Origin of the sequence: Flavobacterium anhuiense (assembly GCF_001705175.1) — a bacterium.
GTDB lineage: Bacteria > Bacteroidota > Bacteroidia > Flavobacteriales > Flavobacteriaceae > Flavobacterium > Flavobacterium anhuiense.
Map to the genome: position 1 here is coordinate 2584753 of NZ_CP016907.1, position 21126 is coordinate 2605878.

At 33.4% G+C, this 21126-nt stretch carries 22 protein-coding genes; 7 read left to right on the forward strand and 15 right to left on the reverse strand.

All coding sequences use genetic code 11. From position 1 onward, the window contains the following. Nucleotides 1-501 precede the first annotated feature (501 nt). From BB050_RS11245 to BB050_RS11255, 3 genes are read left to right on the forward strand one after another with little or no spacing between them, the layout of a single operon-like run. The gene (locus BB050_RS11245) at nucleotides 502-1116 is read left to right on the forward strand and encodes a hypothetical protein (RefSeq protein WP_066033633.1); all 615 of its coding nucleotides are present in this window, start codon (nucleotides 502-504) and stop codon (nucleotides 1114-1116) included. Between the two features lie 4 nt (nucleotides 1117-1120). Beyond that, a complete protein-coding gene (locus tag BB050_RS11250; RefSeq protein WP_008464519.1) occupies nucleotides 1121-1411 on the forward strand; it encodes a winged helix-turn-helix domain-containing protein in 291 nt (96 codons plus the stop codon). A gap of 59 nt (nucleotides 1412-1470) precedes the next feature. After that, the gene (locus tag BB050_RS11255) at nucleotides 1471-2862 is read left to right on the forward strand and encodes a DUF4153 domain-containing protein (protein ID WP_066033634.1); all 1392 of its coding nucleotides are present in this window, start codon (nucleotides 1471-1473) and stop codon (nucleotides 2860-2862) included. A 38-nt stretch (nucleotides 2863-2900) separates the two neighbouring features. Here the strand turns inward: BB050_RS11255 and rluF are convergent, their stop codons facing one another. The 5 genes from rluF to BB050_RS11280 all read right to left on the reverse strand — a co-directional run bounded on the left by rluF (nucleotide 2901) and on the right by BB050_RS11280 (nucleotide 7168). Then, entirely contained in the window at nucleotides 2901-3734 is an 834-nt protein-coding gene (gene rluF / locus BB050_RS11260) for a 23S rRNA pseudouridine(2604) synthase RluF (protein ID WP_066033635.1), read from the reverse strand. 128 nt (nucleotides 3735-3862) lie between these two features. Further along, a complete protein-coding gene (locus BB050_RS11265; protein WP_066033636.1) occupies nucleotides 3863-4210 on the reverse strand; it encodes an antibiotic biosynthesis monooxygenase family protein in 348 nt (115 codons plus the stop codon). 39 nt (nucleotides 4211-4249) lie between these two features. Continuing rightward, complete coding sequence (locus tag BB050_RS11270; RefSeq protein ID WP_066033637.1) at nucleotides 4250-5119, reverse strand: alpha/beta fold hydrolase; 870 nt, start codon at nucleotides 5117-5119, stop codon at nucleotides 4250-4252. Between the two features lie 171 nt (nucleotides 5120-5290). After that, a complete protein-coding gene (locus BB050_RS11275) occupies nucleotides 5291-6070 on the reverse strand; it encodes a zinc ribbon domain-containing protein (protein WP_008464525.1) in 780 nt (259 codons plus the stop codon). 3 nt (nucleotides 6071-6073) lie between these two features. Then, a complete protein-coding gene (locus BB050_RS11280; protein WP_008464526.1) occupies nucleotides 6074-7168 on the reverse strand; it encodes a Nif3-like dinuclear metal center hexameric protein in 1095 nt (364 codons plus the stop codon). 98 nt (nucleotides 7169-7266) lie between these two features. On the opposite strand from BB050_RS11280, the gene lpxK reads away from it, so the two are divergent. After that, entirely contained in the window at nucleotides 7267-8289 is a 1023-nt protein-coding gene (lpxK, locus tag BB050_RS11285; RefSeq protein ID WP_066033638.1) for a tetraacyldisaccharide 4'-kinase, read from the forward strand. Here the strand turns inward: lpxK and BB050_RS11290 are convergent, their stop codons facing one another. The 3 genes from BB050_RS11290 to lipA form a co-directional block, all read right to left on the reverse strand. Further along, the gene (locus BB050_RS11290; RefSeq protein WP_066033639.1) at nucleotides 8290-10461 is read right to left on the reverse strand and encodes a tetratricopeptide repeat-containing hybrid sensor histidine kinase/response regulator; all 2172 of its coding nucleotides are present in this window, start codon (nucleotides 10459-10461) and stop codon (nucleotides 8290-8292) included. A gap of 29 nt (nucleotides 10462-10490) precedes the next feature. Then, on the reverse strand, nucleotides 10491-11486 hold the full coding sequence (gene gap, locus BB050_RS11295) for a type I glyceraldehyde-3-phosphate dehydrogenase (RefSeq protein ID WP_008464529.1): 996 nt from the start codon (nucleotides 11484-11486) through the stop codon (nucleotides 10491-10493). 88 nt (nucleotides 11487-11574) lie between these two features. Further along, nucleotides 11575-12441 carry a lipoyl synthase gene (gene lipA, locus BB050_RS11300; protein WP_008464530.1) on the reverse strand — a complete coding sequence of 289 codons (867 nt, stop codon included), beginning with the start codon at nucleotides 12439-12441 and terminating at the stop codon, nucleotides 11575-11577. Between the two features lie 299 nt (nucleotides 12442-12740). On the opposite strand from lipA, the gene BB050_RS11305 reads away from it, so the two are divergent. Beyond that, complete coding sequence (locus BB050_RS11305) at nucleotides 12741-13613, forward strand: M48 family metalloprotease (protein WP_066033640.1); 873 nt, start codon at nucleotides 12741-12743, stop codon at nucleotides 13611-13613. Nucleotides 13614-13809: 196 nt separating this feature from the next. Then, nucleotides 13810-14673, forward strand: coding sequence for a M48 family metalloprotease (locus BB050_RS11310; protein WP_066033641.1), 864 nt, complete (start codon nucleotides 13810-13812; stop codon nucleotides 14671-14673). A 57-nt stretch (nucleotides 14674-14730) separates the two neighbouring features. Here BB050_RS11310 and BB050_RS11315 read toward each other — a convergent pair whose 3' ends face one another. The 7 genes from BB050_RS11315 to murB all read right to left on the reverse strand — a co-directional run bounded on the left by BB050_RS11315 (nucleotide 14731) and on the right by murB (nucleotide 20471). Then, complete coding sequence (locus BB050_RS11315; protein ID WP_008464535.1) at nucleotides 14731-15111, reverse strand: PH domain-containing protein; 381 nt, start codon at nucleotides 15109-15111, stop codon at nucleotides 14731-14733. Nucleotides 15112-15173: 62 nt separating this feature from the next. Continuing rightward, complete coding sequence (locus tag BB050_RS11320; protein ID WP_066033642.1) at nucleotides 15174-15911, reverse strand: DUF4184 family protein; 738 nt, start codon at nucleotides 15909-15911, stop codon at nucleotides 15174-15176. Between the two features lie 90 nt (nucleotides 15912-16001). After that, entirely contained in the window at nucleotides 16002-16832 is an 831-nt protein-coding gene (locus tag BB050_RS11325; protein WP_066033643.1) for an energy transducer TonB, read from the reverse strand. Between the two features lie 157 nt (nucleotides 16833-16989). After that, nucleotides 16990-17541 carry an RNA polymerase sigma factor gene (locus tag BB050_RS11330; RefSeq protein ID WP_066033644.1) on the reverse strand — a complete coding sequence of 184 codons (552 nt, stop codon included), beginning with the start codon at nucleotides 17539-17541 and terminating at the stop codon, nucleotides 16990-16992. Next, a complete protein-coding gene (locus BB050_RS11335) occupies nucleotides 17532-18638 on the reverse strand; it encodes a glycosyltransferase (protein ID WP_066033645.1) in 1107 nt (368 codons plus the stop codon). The genes BB050_RS11330 and BB050_RS11335 overlap by 10 nt, the downstream gene beginning before the upstream one ends. Before the next feature lie 84 nt (nucleotides 18639-18722). After that, nucleotides 18723-19337 carry an FMN-binding negative transcriptional regulator gene (locus BB050_RS11340; RefSeq protein WP_066033646.1) on the reverse strand — a complete coding sequence of 205 codons (615 nt, stop codon included), beginning with the start codon at nucleotides 19335-19337 and terminating at the stop codon, nucleotides 18723-18725. Nucleotides 19338-19457: 120 nt separating this feature from the next. Further along, entirely contained in the window at nucleotides 19458-20471 is a 1014-nt protein-coding gene (gene murB, locus BB050_RS11345; protein ID WP_066033647.1) for a UDP-N-acetylmuramate dehydrogenase, read from the reverse strand. Between the two features lie 133 nt (nucleotides 20472-20604). Here murB and BB050_RS11350 point away from each other — a divergent pair, with 133 nt between their 5' ends. Continuing rightward, nucleotides 20605-21078 (forward strand): DUF2147 domain-containing protein, encoded by a 474-nt coding sequence (locus tag BB050_RS11350; protein ID WP_066033648.1) that lies wholly within the window; start codon nucleotides 20605-20607, stop codon nucleotides 21076-21078. Nucleotides 21079-21126 lie beyond the last annotated feature (48 nt).

The following is a 21126-nucleotide window of genomic DNA, read 5'->3' on the forward strand; positions in this document are numbered from 1 at the left end:
CGAGAGGGCAAATATACTTTACGCTTATTCGCCCTCTCAACGGGTCGGGGTCGGGCTATCCGCGCTACTTCGGTAGCTTGCTACTATCCCTCACGCAACTTTACGGAGAGATCTAACAGGTTTTTAAAACCTGTTAGGTCTTGTTGGATATCTTTTAAATATAGTCCCTACGGGACAAAAAAACGACGTAAATTATTGTTCTACCAATATTTAATCTCTCCGAGATAATCCCGCTAGGAGTGAAATATCGGTAGGCTTTGGCAGGCAAAAAGGCAAATATTAAATTAATTTGCGCGCCAATATTTAATCTCTCCGAGATAACTCCGCTAGGAGTTAAATATTGGTAACCCAAAATTATTAATACCCGCATAAAATATCCCGTAGGGATTATACATTTAAAAAGGCAGAGTACAGATTAAGATATAAAACAATTATTTTTTCACGTTTTTTACTTGCCAATTCAAAATAAATAATAACTTTGTACTGCAAAGTACTTTAATTATGAATCAAAAGCACCAAGAAGATTTAGCACATATTCGTTCCATGATGGAGCGCTCTTCAAGATTTATATCGTTAAGCGGACTTTCAGGAGTTTTCGCGGGTCTTTCGGCTTTAATTGGTGGAATCTATGTATACCAGTTGTTCAAGGCAAATGGAATGGATTATTTGACCGACGAGCATAGATTGTATTCTGCCAATTTGGTTTCGGAATTATTCTGGATTGGGATTGGAATTTTAGTTTGCGCATTTGCATTCGGAATCTTTTTCACCATTAGAAAAAGCCGAAAATACAATCTGCCAATTTGGACATCTGCAACGAAGAAAATGCTTTTCAATTTAACCGTTCCACTTTTTGCAGGAGGGGTTTTCTGTCTGGCTTTGATGTATCACGGATACTTCGGATTGGTTGCGCCATCTACTTTGCTGTTTTATGGTTTGGCACTTATTAATGCAGAAAAATATACTTTTTCTGATGTAAAATATTTAGGTTTCTGCGAACTTTGTTTAGGATTAATTGCTCTTTTCTATATCGGATATGGATTGATTTTCTGGATTCTTGGATTCGGGATCCTACATATCTTATACGGATTAGTAATGTTCAAAAAATACAAATAATTGAATGGGAATTATTGACAAACTAAATAAAGATTTCGAAAGCCGTGTCAGACTGGGCATTATGTCCGTTCTGATGGTTAATGACTGGGTAGATTTTACCGAGATGAAAACGCTTTTGAATATCACAGATGGTAATTTAGCGAGTCATTCTTCCGCATTGGAGAAATCTGAATATATCGAGATTAAGAAAGAATTTGTGGGCAAAAAGCCAAAAACATCTTATCAGGTAACACCGCTTGGCCGCGCGGCGTTCAAAGAGCACCTTTCTTACCTCGAAAAATTAATGAAATCTTAGAAACTAAAATTTTTTATCCAAAAACTTTGAATCGCAAAGTACTTTTAAAAACTAAAATCATGAAAAAACATCAAATTATCTTCGCATGTACAGCGGTTTTTATACTGCTTTTTTACAATGAATCTGTCGGTATCAATATTTCTATTTTTGGCGTTTTGCTAACGCTTTTAATTAGCTATTTCTTTCAAGAAAAGCTTGTAGACAGATCACACCTTATTTTGGTAATGACTTCTATTCTGTCATGTTTTGCTTTTGCTTGGTATGGAGATGCAGCATCGTTTTTTGCTTTAGCATTATCAATTCTGTTTTTGCAATTTAAAACGCAGGATGGCGAGCTCAAAATCATACAGATCTTTCCACTCATATTTTTAAATGGATTTACTTCAATAGGACGCATTTTTATTTTTGAGCAATGGCTTCCTGAACGAAAAATCCACAACGATTTTGCCAAAAAGCTAATAGCATTTGTGGTTATTCCAGTGCTATTTTTAGGATTGTTTTTTATCGTTTACTCTTTCGGAAGCGATCATTTCTCTTCATTATTTACAGATTATGAGTTAGATATCAATCTGCCGCAATTAATTGCAATGTGTATTTTAGGGTTTTATATCTCGTTCAGTTTTTGGAATTATTGGGTTCCAGATGCTTGTTATGAATTCAATCCAAAATTGAATAATGATTTCACAAATGTTTCTGAAGTTAAAAACCGAAACACATTTTCATTTCTTGATTTGGACTTCGAAAGGAAAAGTGGCGAAATCACATTGTTTCTCTTGAATATTATGCTTTTAGTTTTTATTGGAACTTACAATTATGAGCAATTCTTCGAAGTTGTAGAAAAAACAAACTTAAGCGCAGATACCCACGAACGCGTAAATGCTGTAATTTTTTCTATCCTTATGGCTGTTGGAGTAATCTTGTTTTATTTTAAAGGCGGATTCAATTTTGATGAAAAAGCCAAAACTTTAAAGAATTTGGCAAAAACCTGGCTTGTTTTAAATGTGGTTTTAATTGTGAGTGCTATGGTTAAGAATACAGAGTATGTTTCTTTTTATGGCCTAACATACAAACGTCTTGGAGTTTATGCTTTTTTAATTTTAGCTGTTATCGGATTAGTAGTTTCATTTCAAAAGATAAGAAAACAAAAAACGAACGCTTATCTTTTCAATCAGATGGTTTGGTATTTCTACGGAACAATTCTTTTGTGCAGTTATGTAAATTGGGGAAGTCTTATTACCAATTATAATATTTCAGTGAACAAAGGAGTAGAGCCAGTTTTTTTAAGCGGTTTGAATTTCAACGATGATGCTCGTCGTGAATATTTACAAAAGAATAATCTGGATGGAAAATATGTAGAAGCAGTAAGAGAAGAATTGATTTTGAATTATCAAAACTCAAGTTTTTTGTCAAAAGCTTTGTATTATGAGTTTTTGGATAAAGAAAAGAAATAACAAAAAATCCCATTCATATTAAACGAATGGGATTTTCTTTATTTATTATCACCTCTTTTTTTAAATCGAGGATCGTGTTTTGAAATAAATGCTTTTCTTCTAGTTGGAGTTGCGCTTGAAGCCGAACTTTCAACTTTAGGAAAACTAGCTTCTTCCGTTTTACTCGATGGTTCAATTAACTGATTTAATTCTTTTATTTCAGCATCGGTTAATTCACGATAACGGCCAACCGGAACGTCCAAAGAGATATTAATGATTCTAATACGTTTTAAGGCCGTAACTTCATAACCTAAGTATTCAGACATTCTTCTAATCTGACGGTTTAATCCCTGAGTTAGTATAATCTTAAAAGTGTATTTGCTGATCTGCTCGACTTTACATTTTTTAGTAACCGTATCTAAAATCGGAACTCCATTTCCCATTCTCTGAATAAAACGTTCAGTGATCGGTTTGTTTACCGTAACTGTATATTCTTTTTCGTGGTTATTTCTAGCGCGAAGAATCTTGTTTACAATATCACCATCATTGGTCATAAAAATCAAACCTTCACTGGCTTTATCCAATCTTCCAATCGGGAAAATTCGTTTAGGATAATTAATATAATCAACAATATTATTTTTTACTTCAAGATTGGTCGTGCATTCAATTCCGACAGGTTTATTGAATGCCAAATAGATCATTTTTTCGTTTTTCTCAACGATTAATTTTCCGTCAACGCGCACTTCATCCTCTGGCGAAACTTTCGTTCCCATTTCCGGCACAGCACCATTTATTGTTACGCGTCCTTCTTCAATTAATTTATCGGCTTCGCGACGAGAACAAAAGCCCGTTTCAGCAATAAATTTATTAAGACGTTTTAAATTTTCTTCCATACTGCAAAAGTAGCTAAAAGTTTAGACTTCTTAGAATTTTAGATTTCAGACTTTAGATCTCAGACTTTAGATTTTAGACTTTAGATTTTAGAAAAAACTTAGAAACTTAGAATCTTAGCATCTTTTTTCTACGAATCATGAAAAATGGAACTATCTTCTGGAGTTTCTTTTCTGTCGAACATTCCGTAATCACGAACTACAGATGCAATTCTTAAATGATAATCTTTAAAAACTTCATTTCTTCCTTTTGCTTGTGCGGCACGATGCATTTCAAGATTTCGCCATTGCTGAATGCTTTCCTCATCTCGCCAAAAAGATAAAGACAACACTTTTGAAGAATCGGAGAGACTTTGAAATCGTTCTATCGAAATAAATCCTTCAATATTATCTAATTCCGGACGCAGACTCGCTGCGATATCCAGATATTCTTCTTTTTTTCCTTCATTAGGAATAACTTCAAAAATTACAGCTATCATTTTAATTGTAGATTTTGGATTTGAAAAAAACTTTGTGTCTTAGCGAGTTAGTGGCTCAGAACCTTTAAAAAGAAACTCAATCACTTTATTATACAAATCATCATCATGCATACCGTGACCTAAACCGCTAGTTTCAATAAATTGACTGTTTTTCCAACCTTGCGCTATTTTTTTTCCTTCTGCGAAAGCAACAATTTTGTCTGAAGTATCATGAGCAATGAAACCAGGAATAGTAATTTCTGATGCGAATTTTTGTCCCGAAAAGTCTTCTAATTTAAAATTAAATCGATTTATGAATTTGCTTTCCAAAAGAGGTAGCATTCTTCTATTCAAACTAAGCATCGAAATATAATTATCAATCAAAGTCTTTAAGTCAGAAGGAGCGCCAAGAATAACCATTTTGTTAATGCTTGTATTCGGAAATAAGTATTGATGATAGACACAAGCAGCGCCGCCAATAGAATGTCCAATAATAATTTCGGGTTGATATTTTTCTACCGCTTTATTGATGAATTCGGCATAAAGCGGCACATTAAATTCTTTTCCGCTGCTTTGTCCATGTGCAGGCGCATCAATGGCAATTATTGTGCTGCCAGATTTTTGAAGATGAGGCAAAGTTTTTTTCCAGCGTGCAGCATTGCTTTCCCAACCGTGGACTAAAAGAATCTTAGTTTCATTTCCTTTCCAAACATAAGTTTGAAAATGATGTTCGTTATGATGAAATATTTCTGTTTCAGCATGTCGCAAAACTTTTGGAAGCTCTTCTTTTTTTAATCGCCCAATTCGTGGCTGGCTAAAAAGAGCATAAGAAAGTTCCATAGCCTTTTGTGGACGCACGTAACTCAAAAAGTTAATATAAGATCCAACTGATTTTAATGTGATAAAACGAATGCCTTTTTTAATTCCCAAAACTTAAATTTTTTTCTAAAGGTAAAAAAAAGGTCTGTCACGAATTACACAAATGAGCACGAATTTTTATTCTCAGTATTAATAGATAAAAAAAGTAAATAGTGATAATTAGTGGAATTACAGCAAAAATAAAAGCAAAAAAAAAGTCCCGATTTAATCGGGACTTGATATTTAGAATTTTGCGAACAATTGTTCCATTTTTTCTTTTTCTTCTTCAGCTAATTGCGTATCAACTAAAATTCTTCCAGAGTGCTCATCAGTGATGATTTTCTTTCTTGACGCAATTTCAACCTGAGTTTGAGGTGGAATTGTAAAGAAAGATCCAGCAGAAGCTCCTCTTTCGATAGAAACTACAGCTAATCCGTTACGAACACTGCTTCTGATTCTGTTGTAAGCTGCTAATAATCTTTCTTCGATTTGTGCAGCAAATTCAGCAGACTTTTCAGTTAAGAATGCTTCTTCTTTCTGAGTTTCAGCCATAATAGCGTCTAATTCAGATTTTTTATGTTTTAAATGAGAGCTCTTAGCGTCAAGTTTTTCTTTTAAATTAGAAATAACTTCTTTTTTGTGCTCGATAGAAGCTTTCATTTCTTTGATTTGCTTTTCGGCCAATTGAATTTCTAATTCTTGAAATTCAACTTCTTTGGTCAAAGAATTAAATTCTCTGTTGTTACGTACTGATTCTTGTTGTTTAGTGTACTTTTTAATAACCTCTTTATGCTCCTCAATAGCAATTTTCTTTGCTTTGATTTGCTCCTCAATCACTTCAAGTTCACCTTTCAGTTTTTCTGAACGAGTGCTCAAACCTGCAACTTCATCTTCTAAATCTTCAACCTCTAAAGGAAGTTCTCCTCTAACGTTTCTGATTTCGTCAATTCTAGAGTCAATAAGCTGTAAATCGTATATTGCTCTTAACTTGTCCTCAACACTTAATTCTTTCGTATTCGTCATATTTTATAAGTACTTAACTGGATTTGTATTTTCTTCCGATAAAATGATTGCAAAATTAAGAATTTTTTTTCGAAGATAATCAACAATATAATTTTTTGTATAGCGTTCACTCTCAAAATGACCAATATCTGCCAAAAGCAACTTGTTTTCGGCTTCATAAAATTGATGATATTTTAAATCAGCTGTCAAAAAAGCATCAGCTCCTGCGCTTATCGCATTTCTGATGGCAAAACTTCCAGAGCCTCCTAAGACAGCTACTTTTTTTATTTTTTTGCCTAAAAAAGCAGAATGACGAATTCCGTCGGCAATCATTTTATCTTTTACAAAGCGAAGAAAGTCTTTTTCGTCCATTTCATTTTCAAATTCACCAATCATTCCTAAACCAATATTTTGGTGCGAATTTTCGAGATTGTAAATTTCATATGCTACTTCTTCGTAAATATGATTGGCAAAAAGCGCTTTTAAAATTCTGGATTGCAAGTGTTTTTCAAATGTAACTTCAATTTTTATTTCTTGAGTTTTGGTCAATTCATGTCTTTCGCCAATTACAGGATTGCTATTTGCATTTCCTTTGTAAGTTCCAGTTCCTTCAGAGTTAAAACTGCAGTTTTCATAATTTCCAATTGTTCCTGCTCCGGCTTCAAACATTGCATTTCTAACCTTATCGGCATTTTCTGGAACAGTATAAGTGACTAGTTTTTGGATGAAATTATTTTTAGGAACTAATATTTTTGTATTTGTCAATCCTAGAGCATCGCAGAAAATTTTATTGACTCCTTGCGAATGATTATCAAGAGCGGTGTGGACGGCAAAAATGGCAATATCATTTTTGATGGCTTTCAAAATTGCACGTTCAACATAATTTTTCCCAGTGATTTTTTTTATGCCAGAGAATAATATAGGATGAAAACAAACTACAAGATTACAGTTTTTTGCAACAGCTTCATCAATTACATTTTCTAACGCATCATGACAGACTAAAACTCCCGTGCATTCAGTTTCGGAATCTCCAACTAAAAGCCCGACATTGTCAAAATCTTCAGCGTAAGCCAAAGGAGCCATTTCTTCAAGAACCGATATAATATTTTTGATTTTCATTTTGAGTTTTTGTTTCAAGTTTTAGGTTTCAGGTTTCAAGTTGTTTGACTTGTGCAAAACCTAAAACAAATTAACGAAAAAAATTATACTTTCGTAAAATGAACTTACTTCGAAAATTACTTTTCCCATTTGCTATTTTATACGGATTCATTACTTCAATCCGCAATTTTCTTTTTGATAAAGGAATTTTAAAATCGACCTCATTTGATCTTCCTGTTATTGCTGTTGGAAATTTGAGCGTGGGCGGAACTGGAAAAACGCCGCAGATAGAATACTTGATTCGATTATTATCGGATAAATATAAAGTCGCAACTTTAAGCCGTGGCTATAAAAGAAAATCGGAAGGTTTTGTTTTGGCTAATGAAAATTCAAACGCTGAAATTCTGGGAGACGAACCTTTTCAGTTTCATCAGAAATTTCCAAATGTAATGGTGGCCGTAGATGCTAATCGTACAAACGGAATTCAGCAATTGCTTTCGAAAGATGAAAAGCCTGAAATTATTTTGCTGGATGATGCCTATCAGCATAGAAAAGTAAAGGCTGGTTTTTATATTCTGCTGACTTCTTATGGAGATTTGTATGCGGATGATTTTATGCTTCCAACAGGAAATTTGAGGGAAAGCAGGAGCGGAGCAGAAAGAGCCAATATTGTTGTGGTAACAAAATGCCCTAAAATATTGACTGAAGAAGAGCAGACAAAAATTAGATTGAAATTGAAGTTAAATGCTGCACAGCAAGTCTTTTTTACTTTTATAGATTATGATATGGTTATTTTCGGTAAAAATGAAAAAATTGCTGTCAACGAAATTAAATCAGAATCAAAATTGTTGCTGGCTGGAATTGCAAAACCAAAACCGTTTTTTGATTATTTAAAAAATGAGAGTGACGAATGTCTTACTTTTCCAGATCATCATCATTTTTCTGATGCAGATTTAGATTCAATTCTACGCAAAGCAAACGGAAGAAAAATCATTACAACTGAGAAAGATTATGTTCGCTTGAAAGACTCCGAATTGATTGATCAATTATATTATCTGCCAATAAAAAGCTCTTTCATTAACCATCAGCAAGACTTCGATACTACGATTTTAGAGTATGTAAAAGAAAACTTAGAACCTTAGCTAATTAAAAAACTTAGCAATAGTGCTATAGAAATCGTCTGGAACAAAAGGTTTTGTAATTACATCATCCATTCCAAAAGAAAGAAGCATATCGCGGTTTTCGTCAAGCGAAATTGCTGTCAAAGCTATAATTGGAGTCGCTTTGTCAAATTCGCGAATCAATTTGGTTGCTGTAGTTCCATTAATACCAGGAAGATGGACATCCATTAAAATCATGTCAAATCGCTTAATTTTTAAAAGCTCAACAGCATCTTCTCCATTGTCAACAATCTCACAGGTAATGTTTTTGTTTTCGAGCATTTTACGAGTAATCATCTGATTGATTTTGTTGTCCTCGATCAATAAAATAGATTTATTTTTCAATTGTTTGTCATTATATGGTTTTACTTCTTCGATTACTTCCAATGGTTCGTTGTTAATTTTGAAATTTAATTTGAAGGTAAAAGTAGAGCCTTTACCTACTTCACTTTTTAGTTTTATCTCGCCTCCTAAAAGTTCTATTAATTTTTTTACAATAGTAAGGCCAAGGCCTGTTCCTCCATATTTTCTGTTTACTTCTATAGAACCTTGAGAAAAGCTTTCAAAGACAGATTGAAGCTTGTCTTCTGGAATTCCTATCCCGGTATCAACAATTTCGAAATATACTGTTGCATTATCTTCTTCTTGCGAATATAATTTGGCAATTACATTTACATGTCCGTTTTGGGTAAATTTTAAAGCATTGTTGATTAAGTTAAGGATAATCTGAGATAGTTTTGTAGGGTCTCCAATTAAATTGTCTGGAATCGCTTTGTCTATTTCTAAATTGAAGTAATTTTTGTTGGCTGTCGCCAGTTCTTTTAACGAACTTTGAATGTTAAAAAGCAATTCTTTCAAATTAAAGCTGATATTTTCAACTTCAGCTTTAGTCGAATCAATTTTATTAATTTCTAAAATTTCATTGATAAAAGTGGTCAAATAATTACCGGAGAACTTTAAAGATTCTAAGTATTTTAATTGTTTTTTCTTTGGTTTATCTTCAAGCAGGATATGAGTAATTCCGTTAATGGCATTCAACGGTGTCCGGAGTTCATGACTTACTGTCGATAAAAATTCAGATCTGGCTTTTGATGCTTTTTCTGCTTTATTTTTTGCTAAAATTAATTCTTTGTTTTTCTCGCGAAGCAGTAAATTGTTTTGGTTTCTTATGATATTGTTTTTGTACAAAGCCAAACTCAATAGAGATAGAATCGAAATCAAGGCAATTGCCAAAATGCTGACTAACTTAGAATAACGATAGGTTTTGAGCTGAAATTTTTCTTCACTTTCTTTTTTTATGCTATTGCTTAAAGATTGATTTTTTTTGAATTTTTCATATTCGTCCAAATCAATTTTGGCGTTTTTTAGTTTTAGAAGATAATTTTCCAGCTGATAATGTTCGTCTAGATACGAATACGCCAAATCATAATTTTTATTCTGTTTGTAGTATTGGCTTATTGCTAAAACGATTTTTGCTTTTTTGGGAAGATCATTGATTTTAGCGTTGTAATCTAAGGCTTTGTTAAAATATATTATAGTTGAATCATTTCTTTTAAGCTGGCTTTCAATTAAGCCAAGCTGATAATATGCATCTATTTTGGTTTTTATATTGGCAGTATTGTCAGGTTTTTTAATAATAGTCTTAAAAGTTCTTGCTGCCGATTTAAGATCGTTATTGGTCTTAAATGCCAAGGCTTTCTGGTAATCTAAAATTCCAGCATTGTCATTGATGTTCAGTTCTTTTAGTAGATCTGCAGCTTTTGTGTAATATACGGCAGCTGTTTTATAATCACCTGTGGCCGTGTTGGCTGCGCCGATATAATGCAGAGCTAAAACTTTTGTACAGCTAGGTTTTAAGGTGTCAAATAAAGAAACTGTTTTATGGAAATTTTTTAATGCATCTTCAAATTTTCCCTGATTGTAGTAAATTTTACCAAGCTTAAAAGTCTGATTGGCCAAATTCTCTTTTTTGCCATTTTCTTCACAGAAATTAATAGACTTTTCTGTGTAAAAAATAGCTTGATTGTACTTTTTATTGCTCAGATTAGAATTGGCCAGCTTGTTATAATAGGTCAAGCTATCCGTATTCTTTTTGGCTTGAGAATACAAAAGCGAGTTAAAAAAACAAACAACAATAAAAAGACAGTATTTCATGTATGGCAATGCTTTTACAATGAATCTTATTATTTTCTTATCAGTAAAATTAAATCAATCAATCTTGATGAATAGCCAATCTCATTATCATACCAGCCTACAACTTTTACCATTTTGTCGATAACCGAAGTTAACTGAGCATCAAATAAACAAGAATGTGTGTTGCCAATTACATCAACCGAAACAATTGGATCTTCGGTATAATCTAATATTCCTTTTAAATTTGTTTTTGAGGCTTGTTTAAATGCTTTGTTTATTTCTTCAATGCTAACAGCTCGTTTTACATTGAAGGTTATGTCTGTTAATGAACCGTCTGGAACTGGGACTCTAATACCACAGCCACCCATTTTATTATGCAATTTAGGAAAAATTTTTGTTAATGCCTTAGCTGCACCTGTAGTTGTTGGAACAATCGATTGACTGGCGCCTCTTGCACGTCTCAAATCCTTATGTGGCTGGTCGTGAAGGCTTTGGTCGGTGGTAAAAGAATGTATAGTCGTAATGTAAGCTTGTTCAATTCCACACAATTCTTCAATGATTTTAATCATTGGAGCAGCATTGTTTGTGGTGCAGCTTGCATTTGAAACTATATTTTCGCTCCCATCCAAAATATGTTCGTTTACTCCAAGAACTACTGTTTTTATAGTATCCACTTCTGATGGAGCAGAAAGAATTACTTTTTTTGCTCCAGCTTCAAGATGCGCATTTAGTTCTTCATGCGTTTTATACTTTCCAGTCGATTCGATAACAATATCAATCGAGTGTGATTTCCAATCTAAATTTGAAATACTTTTTTCGTGAAAAAAGAAAAAATGCCTTCCGTCTACAATGATGCTATTTTCGTCATGACTTACTTCATATGGCAAAACCCCATGAATACTGTCATATTTAATTAAATGTGACATGGTTTTGTTGTCAGCAATGTCATTTATAGCAACGACTTCAATTTCAGGGTGATTTAAAAGCAATCGGAATAAATTTCTTCCAATTCTTCCAAATCCATTAATAGCAATTCTTGTTTTCAATTATTTGGTTTATTCGTTTAATTGGTTAATCGCTTAATTGTTTTCAAACCGTTAAACGTCTCTACGATTAAACGATTAACTTAAAAATTTATAAAATATGTTTTTGTGCTTTGTATGAAGAACGAACAAGAGGTCCGCTTTCTACATGTCTGAAACCTAATTCAAGACCAAATTGTTCATATCTGGCGAATTGTTCAGGCGTAATAAATTCTTTTACAGGAAGATGTTTTTTACTCGGCTGTAAATACTGCCCAATTGTTACCACGTCAACATTTGCATTTTTTAAATCTCTCATCGTCTGAAAAACTTCTTCTTCAGTTTCTCCAAGACCAAGCATAATTCCAGATTTGGTTCTGTTGATTCCTTTTTCTTTCAGATAACGAAGCACTTCCAAACTTCTGTCATATTTTGCCTGAATACGAACTTCGCGAGTTAAACGTCGCACTGTTTCCATGTTATGAGAAACCACTTCAGGGTTTGCTTCTACAATACGGTCTATGTTTCTTTCAATTCCTTGAAAATCTGGAATTAAAGTTTCAAGAGTAGTTTGAGGATTCATTCTACGAATAGCTCTCACAGTTTCCATCCAAATGATAGAGCCTCCATCTTTCAAATCATCTCTGTCAACACTTGTAATGACAGCATGTTTGATATTCATAATCTTAATAGAACGCGCTACTTTTTCAGGTTCGTCCCAATCTACCGTTTCAGGTCTTCCGGTTTTTACCCCGCAGAAACCGCAAGAACGCGTGCAGACATTTCCTAAAATCATAAAAGTCGCTGTTCCTTCACCCCAGCATTCTCCCATATTTGGGCAGCTTCCAGAAGTACAAATGGTATTTAAACTATATTTATCAACTAAACCTCTAAGTTCAGTATATTTTTGTCCGATAGGTAATTTTACTTTTAACCACTTTGGTTTTGTGGTTTGTGTATTTTCAGCGACTGTTTCCATATATCAATGTTCAAAGTACAAAGATACGGAATGTAGTTTATTTTGAGACGTTTATTTGCTTTTCCTTTACATATCATATTTATAGAAGATATTGAGGATAATATAAATCAAGTGTTAATAAATTGATTTAAGTGTATTTTTCGGTTGCTTTTTTTGGTTTATGTCTGATGTTTTAATGTTTTATTTGGTTTTTGTGGAATATAAAAGTTCGGTCTTAATCTGTTACAAATTTGGCTTCTTGGGAACTTGCAAAATTCATGCAATACTAATTTTGCTGTTAATTTAACAGTTTTAAAACCATGAAAAAGAGAATTATTGTATTAGGAGCTTTATTTGCAATTTTGAGCCTCACCAAAACAAATGCACAAATACTTTCAGATAAAACTATGGGAGCTTTAGGAAAAGGCGTTTCAGGATTTACTTTTAGTGATGCAGACGCTGCGGCTTTAGCAAAACAATCTATTGCAGAATTGGATGCAAACAATCCTGTTGCAGATCCAAAAAATGGATATTCAATTCGTTTAGACCGTTTATTTGGGAAACATACTACAAGCGAAGGAGTTACTTTAAATTATAAAGTGTATTTAGTGAAAGATATTAATGCTTTTGCATGTGCAGACGGAAGTGTTCGTGTGTTTGCAGGTTTAATGGATATTATGGATGATAACCAGTTGCTTGCTGTTATTGGTCACGAAATCGGACATGTTGTTAATCATGATACAAGAGATGCTATAAAAGCAGCTTATAAAAAAGATGCTTTATTAGATGTTGCGTCGTCTCAATCAGGAAAAGTAGAAACTCTTACCCAATCTCAATTAGGGCAAATAGGAAGCGCTATGATTGATAGCAAACATAGCAGAAAACAAGAATCTGAGGCGGATAATTTCTCTTATGATTTCATGAAAAGAAATGGTTACGATGTGAATGCTGTAGAGTCGGCTTTTCGAATTCTTCAAAATTTAAGCGAAGGAGCGGAGGCATCTTTTATGACTAAAATGATGAGCTCTCATCCTGATTCTGGAAAAAGAGCTGACGAGGCCAAAAAAAGAGCAACAAAAGATGGATTGTATCATGCATATGAGCAACAGAAAATTGTAAATACAGTTCCAGTAACAGCAGCAAAGAAAACAACTGCAGCAACAAAGAAAACAAGTACCGCAAAGAAGAAATAAACGCTGCAGAATACAAACCGGTAAATCTAATAATTGGCCGGTTTTTGCTTTTTTAGTATAGAATCAAAATCGGTTATAGTTGATTATCAGCTCATAAAAATGTTATATCTTTATTTGTTGAAAAACAAGTTTTGTGTGAATTTAAAATAGCATTTTGTTATGCTACATTTGTTGTTAAATTGTAATTATAAAAAATATGAAAAAGAAATTTATAATAGTAGGACTTTTATTTACAGCATTTGGTTTAACTAAAATGACTGCACAGATTAATTTTGGAGATAAAGCAATTGGGGCAGTTCAAAAAGGGGTCACTGGTTTTACTTTTAGTAATGCCGATGCAGCAAAATTATCTAAAGAAGCGGTAGCTAAATTAGATGCAGAGCATGAAATTGCTGGACCAACTGATGGTTATGCAATACGACTAAATCGTGTTTTTGGAAAACATGCATCGGGAGACGGATTTACTTTAAATTATAAAGTATATAAATTAAAAGAAGTAAATGCTTTTGCAACCGCAGACGGAAGCGTTCGTGTCTATTCAGGATTAATGGATATCATGGACGATAATGAATTAATCGCTGTAATCGGGCACGAGATTGGACACGTAGCAAACAACGATTCTAGAGATGCAATTCGTGCGGCTTATCAGAAAGAAGCATTAATGGATGGAGCAGCTTCTCAATCGGCAACTGTGGCAACAGTTACAGACAGCCAACTTGGAAAAATTGGAAGTGCAATTATTGACAGCAAGTATAGCCGTAAACAAGAATCGGAAGCAGATTTATTTGCTTACAATTTCATGAAGAAAAATGGTTACGATGTAAATGCTGAAGAATCTGCGTTTAGAATTTTAGCAAAAATGAGTGAAGGTTCTGAGGCTTCATTTATTGACCAAATGATGAGCTCGCATCCAGATTCAAAGAAAAGGGCTGACGATGCCAAAAAAAGAGCAGAAAAAGATGGTTTATATAAACCGTATGTACAGCAAAAAATTGTAAATACAGCTCCAGTTGCAAAAAAGACAACCACAAAGAAAACAACTGCCACAAAAAAGAAATAAGAGTTGTTTCTTAAATTATAAAACCCAGCAATTTCTATTTGCTGGGTTTGTTTTTTTTTATCCTAGTACATGAAAAGCAAGAATCTTTTGCACTTCATAAACATTAACGGATTTATTGAATTGTTTTACAATGCTTGGCTGTTGTTCGCTAGAAATCCAGATTTTTAATTCTGCATCTAGATCAAATGTTCCTGCAGTTTCTACACTGAATCTTGTGATGTTTTTGTAAGCAATAGATTTGTATTCAGTTTTGCTTCCTGTAATTCCTTGCACATCTACTAAGATTAATCTTTTGTTCGTGAAAATGAAAGTGTCGCGAATAAGTTTAAAACCCATTTCGATTTCTTCATTTGCTGTTAAAAGCTGCCCGTATTTTTTAATTAAATCTTCTTGACTTACAGAACCTGCATTGCCAAGAATAGCTGAAAATATTCCCATTACTTTGTTTTAATTTAGTTAAAATGATTTCCGTTTTGAAGGAGTAAATGTAGTGGATTTTGTTAATTTTTCTGAATCGATTTGAATTTAATTGTGAATGGAATTATTGTTATTGCAATTAAAAAAGAGGCGATAAAAGTGACAACTAAATTCCCAAAGTTTAAAGCTTTTGGATCTATTGTAAATCGCATGAATAAAATTGCTGTTGTAAATAAAATCACAGAACTCCAATATAATTTAGTAATTGAATTTGTGGAATTGCTTGTTATTGGCAATCTAAAGAAAGTTGTCAATAGGATAATGCTGCCGATCAAAGTGCTTAAATGTTGAGCTGTTTTCCAGAATGGAATTTCTGTTCCAAAGATTGCTATCGTGCTTTTCAAAGTTTCAATTTGATTCACAAAATAGCCGTGTTTATGGGTAAAGGCATCCCACAAAATATGAGAAAATATTCCAATAAGTAAAGAGATTAAGATGATAAGCCAATTTCTTTTAAAATAAACATTCCAGTTGAAATCTGTAAAAATCAAAATTCGACTTCTGATAAATGAAGGAAGATTTTGAAATAATAGATTTCTAGCAAGATTATGAAAAAGAAAAGTCAATAAAAGAGCAAGAGGTAAATCGAACCAAAAAATACCATTTAGAGTGTGGCTGTAATCGCTTTTAACTCTCATACGCAAAAAATATTCAAAATCTGGTGTTAGGCTTCCAATTACTAATGCTGTTAGAGAGAACCATGATTTTGGTAAATATCTCAAAGGAAGAATTATTGCAGGATGCGAAAAAGTGAAAGGCATTTAGTTGATTTTTAGTTTTGATTTAGGAATTAAATGTAACAAAAAAGCAGAACCTAAGTCCTGCTTCTTTCACTTTTCAAAATATTTATATTATTCGACTTCTGTTTTTATTGTGATAGGAAGATTGTATGCAGTTCTAACTGGTTTTCCGTCTAGAATTCCAGGAGCCCATTTTGTTTTTAATGATTTTAAAACTCTAATGGCTTCTTTCCCCATTCCATAACCAGGATCATTCTTTACAATAATGTCTGTAAGTGATCCATCTTTTTCAACCACAAAAGAAACATACACTCTTAGTGTTTTTTCTACGTCAAGTTCTGGTCTGCGGAAATTGTTTCCAACATACTTGTAGAACTGAGCAATTCCGCCCGGAAATTCAGGAAGTTTATCCAATATAGCTGTTGAAACAGGTTCATTGCTTGGTGGTGCAACTGAAGCAGCGTCACCATTTCCTCCTCCGCCTCCCGTTGTAGGTAATACATTTATCGAAGTTCCTGTTCCGGTAGCGTTTTCAACAACTGGTGCATTTTCTGTATTAGGCGCGATCTCCTGTACAGCGTCTTGAGTTCTTGCAACAACAGGATTGGTTAATTGAATCGCATCTGTTTGACTTGCAGCAGTTTGTTCTACAATCGGTGCAGGTGGTGCTGGCGGTGGTGGCACAACAGTAGGGTCAATGTTTACGGGCGTTATCGGGTCGTAAATCATTGGTTCTGGCTCGACTGGAACTACTGAGGAATTAAATTTGCTAATAAGTGCAGATGCACTCCCTAAAGCCGTTAATAACAATAAACCCATAAAGAGAGCTGTAACAGAATTTTTAGAATTTTCTTGGCGTAATTGGTACGCGCCGTATTCCTTGTTTTTGTTCTCGAAAACAAGATCGGTCCACTTGTTTTCATAAATGCTTAATTTAGACATAATTTTTTGGGTTTTAAGGTTAAGTAACTTTAAATCATACGCAGAAAAGGTTTAGGTTTGAGCTAGCAACGAAAAGTTGTAGTTTTAATGTTGTGGAAATGTTTTTATTTTAAGAATAAATATGAGAATAATTTATTCTTTGATTAAAGATAATAAATTATCTATTACGTTCGATAATTTCGGCCAATAATTTTTTAGCGCGTAAAAGTTTTACCTTAACACTGCTTAATGGCTCATCAATCTTAGCAGCAATTTCCTGATAAGACATTTCTTGAAAATAACGAAGCTGAATTACTTCTTGATAGTGCGGTTTGAGTTCTTTGATGCATAAGAGCAGACGGGAAAGATTCTGTTCCTTGATTAAAGCGTCTTCTGCAGATGGAGTAGGGTCGGCAATGTTGTAGGCCTGTTGGTCTTCGTTGTCCGTGATTTCTATAAAAAGATTGGTTTTCTTTTTTCGAAGCAAATCAATATAGACGTTTTTTGCAATGGCGATAAGCCAGGTATTAAACTGAAATTCTGGATTATAAGAAGCAATTTTGTCAAAAGCTTTGGAGAAAGTTTCTATCGTAATATCTTCTGCGGTGGTTTCGTTTTCGGTACGTTTGAGCATAAACGAGTACACCTCATTCCAATAATGATCTAATAAAAAAGTAAAGGCGATCTGATCGCCTTTTTTTGCTTTTTCTATTTTAGAATTTATTTCCAATATACTGGTTTTGAAAAGATATTAGTTATAAAGATATTAATTTGCGTTAATATAAGCGCTATCTCAACAACCGGAAACCAAATTTTAATATCTTTTTCTTTTAATTTTCCTGCTGAACATCCAACGACTGTCCACACAATAGTATAGCGTGTAGCTAAAATTGCTAATACGGCGATCCATTGGTATTGAAATGCTAACAGTATAATAACTAAAATAAAGAAAAATAATTGTGATAGGAAAAATAATCCTAACTGCATTTTATCAAAAAACTTGTAATGTTCTGCAGTAGAAATATGTCTCCTTTTCTGAGTAAACCATTCTTTATAAGTTTTCTTAGGTTCTGAATAGGTGAAACTTTCAGGTGTATAAGAAATTGTAGTATTCGCTTTATTTGCTGCCTGATTAATGAATAAGTCGTCATCGCCAGAGCGAATCTGAATATGATCGATAAAACCATTTACATTAAAAAACTCTTCTTTTTTGTAGGCAAGATTTCTTCCAACTCCCATGTAAGGAAGTCCTATTTTTGCCCATGAAAAATATTGAAGTGCTGTTAGGACAGTTTCAAAACGAATAATTTTGTTTAAAAACGAACGCTCTACTTTTTCATAACCTCCGTAACCTAAAACGATTGTTTTGTTCATCGTAAACTGCGAAGCCATAGAAGTAATCCAATCTTTAGAGTTTGGAAAACAATCTGCATCTGTAAAAAGTAAATAATCTTTCTTTGCAGCTTTTATCCCAAGCGTTAAAGCGTATTTTTTATTTCCCCAAAAAGCTTCATTGTTTTCAACTTTTACTAGACGGATATTAGAGAATTCTTTTTCAAATTCTTCAAAAACTTCAAGAGTTTCATCGCTAGATGCGTCGTCAATTAATACAATTTCAAAATCTGGATAATCTTGCTGTGCCAAAAGCGGAACGTATTTTTTTACATTCTCTTCTTCATTTTTAGCACATACAATTACAGAAACCGGAAGATTTTTAGGTTTCACATGCTGTGGTTTGGCAAAAGCAAATTTGCCAAAAACTCCTAAATAATAAAATAATTGAACTACGACAATAGCAATAAAAAAGTAAAATATGTATATAAGCATCTGATTTATTAGGTTCTATTAATTTCACGTTCTGCGACTGCAAATGTACTTATCAATTCGCTAAATTCAATAGCCAAAGCCGATTTACTTTCGGCATTTTGACATTTCTTTTGCAACAGCAATAGACTGAGGGTTTTCGGTTTTTTCCAATTCCGAAATTATGTTTTTATAATTGTGATCGTCACGATTTTGAGAGAGTTTTTTTGTGGCTTGAATTTCTTTAATTTCGATTTCAAAACCAAAGATTCCTCTTGCTTCGCGCATGGTTTTTTCAGATAAATTTTCAACACGCACAGGATTCTTAGAATTCACTTCGTACTTGTCTACAAGCTTTTTCAACTGCTCTACCGAATTTTCATAATCTACAATCTTGATCCTTCCATAAACATGTACGGCTATATAATTCCAAGTCGGAACATTTTCGTGATCATACCAAGAAGAAGAAATATAACTATGAGGTCCAGTAAATACAGCCAAAACTTGGTCATTTTCTCTAAAACCTTCAGCTTGCGGATTCAGCTTTGAAATATGACCTTGCAGAATCTCTTTTCCATCAGCATTCAATTCCAATTCAATCGGAATATGTGTTGCACATAATTTTCCGTTAGTCTGATTAATCAGGATTCCAAAACTGTTTTCTTTCAAAAAAGCTCTTATTTCTTCCTGATTTTCGTTTTTGTATAAATCCGGTGTGTACATGATCTTGTTGTTTATACAATTTGTCACATTGAGCGGAGTCGAAATGCTTTATAGCAAAGACTTCGACTCCGCTCAGTCTGACAATAGGTTAAATTCGTGACAATTAGTGAAATTTGTGTTTTAAATCACATTTACTTCCGCTTCAATCTGAATACCGAATTTTTCAAAAACAGTTTTCTGAACTTCTTTCGCAACAGCTAAAATTTCCTGTCCTGTTGCGTTTCCGTAATTTACCAAAACTAAAGCTTGATTTTTGTGAACTCCCGCATCGCCAAAACGCTTTCCTTTAAAATCTGCATGTTCAATCAGCCATCCCGCTGGAACTTTTACTTCGGTTTCTGAAACTTCGTAGAATTTCATTTCTGGGAATTTCTGATGGATTTTCTCAAAATCAGATTTCAATAAAATCGGATTTTTGAAGAAACTGCCGCTGTTTCCTAATTCTTTCGGATCTGGCAGTTTGCTTTGTCTTATGGCAATTACAGCATTACTCACATCTTTTAAAGTAGGTTCTGTAATATTGTTTTTAGCCAATTCTGCCAAAATATCTCCGTAAGACGTATTGATTTTATGATTGCGTTTAGTCAGTTTAAAAATAACCGAAGTAATAATATATTGGTCTTTTACTTCATTTTTGAAGATGCTTTCGCGATAGCCAAAGTTGCATTCAGCGTTATTGAAAGTTTTCATTTCCTGAGTTGCAATATTCATCGCTTCGCAAGAAACAAAAGTGTCTTTAATTTCGGTTCCATAAGCACCGATATTTTGAACTGGAGTTGTACCAACATTTCCAGGAATCAGAGACATATTTTCTAATCCGCCAAAATTATTGTCGATCGTCCAAAGAACGAAATCATGCCAAGTTTCGCCCGCCTGACTTTCAACCCAAACAAAATCGTCGTCTTCTTTTATGATTTTTTTGCCTTTTAAATCAATATGAATAACCAATGCGTCAATATCTTTGGTTAAAAGCATATTGCTTCCGCCGCCAAGAATGAATTTTTTCTCGTTTTTGTTTGCTGACAAAATGGTTTTCAATTCAGTAATAGAATGAACGGCAACAAATTGTTTAGCACTGGCTTCAATGCCGAAAGTATTATATTTTTTTAAAGAAAAATTGGATTGGATTTCCATAAATAAAAGGCTTTTTAATCTGAGTCAAAAGTAAGGATTATAATTTATTCGGAAGGGGTTTTAAATAAATATCAGGTTTCGAAAACTAAATCAATTTCTTTTGTAAATTTGAAAGAATTGTAATGTTATAATTATGAAGCTTTTTTTTCTTAAGAATAAGATTTTACTCTTTTTAGGTCTGTTTATTTCAGTGTCTTCTTTTGCTCAATCAGATATTGTCGGGAAATGGGAGACTAGAGATATAATTGGGTATTCTGATGTTCTTGAATATTCTTTAGTAAAAGACAAACAACAGAATAATGGACGAAGCGTAACATTCAAGCAAGATGGCACATTTTTTTGTGATGCGCCAGTGAAATGTCTTAATGATTGCTTCGTTTTTACTTCTGGAACTTATAAGCAAGTTGATAGTGATTATATACAATTGATTGTAAAAGATGCTCATTTTATTGGTTTAACTTGCAAGATGAAAAATCTAAATAAAGAAGATATTATTAGAGATTTAGGTTTTTTTTACATTAATAAAGAAGGAGAAACAATTCGATTGATTCCAAATAATAAGGTTTTGAAGGATGCTGAAAAGCTTTCTATGGTTTATCCCCAATAATTTTTATTGCAAAGACCCAAGCTTCACGTTCATAGCGTAAACTCTTGC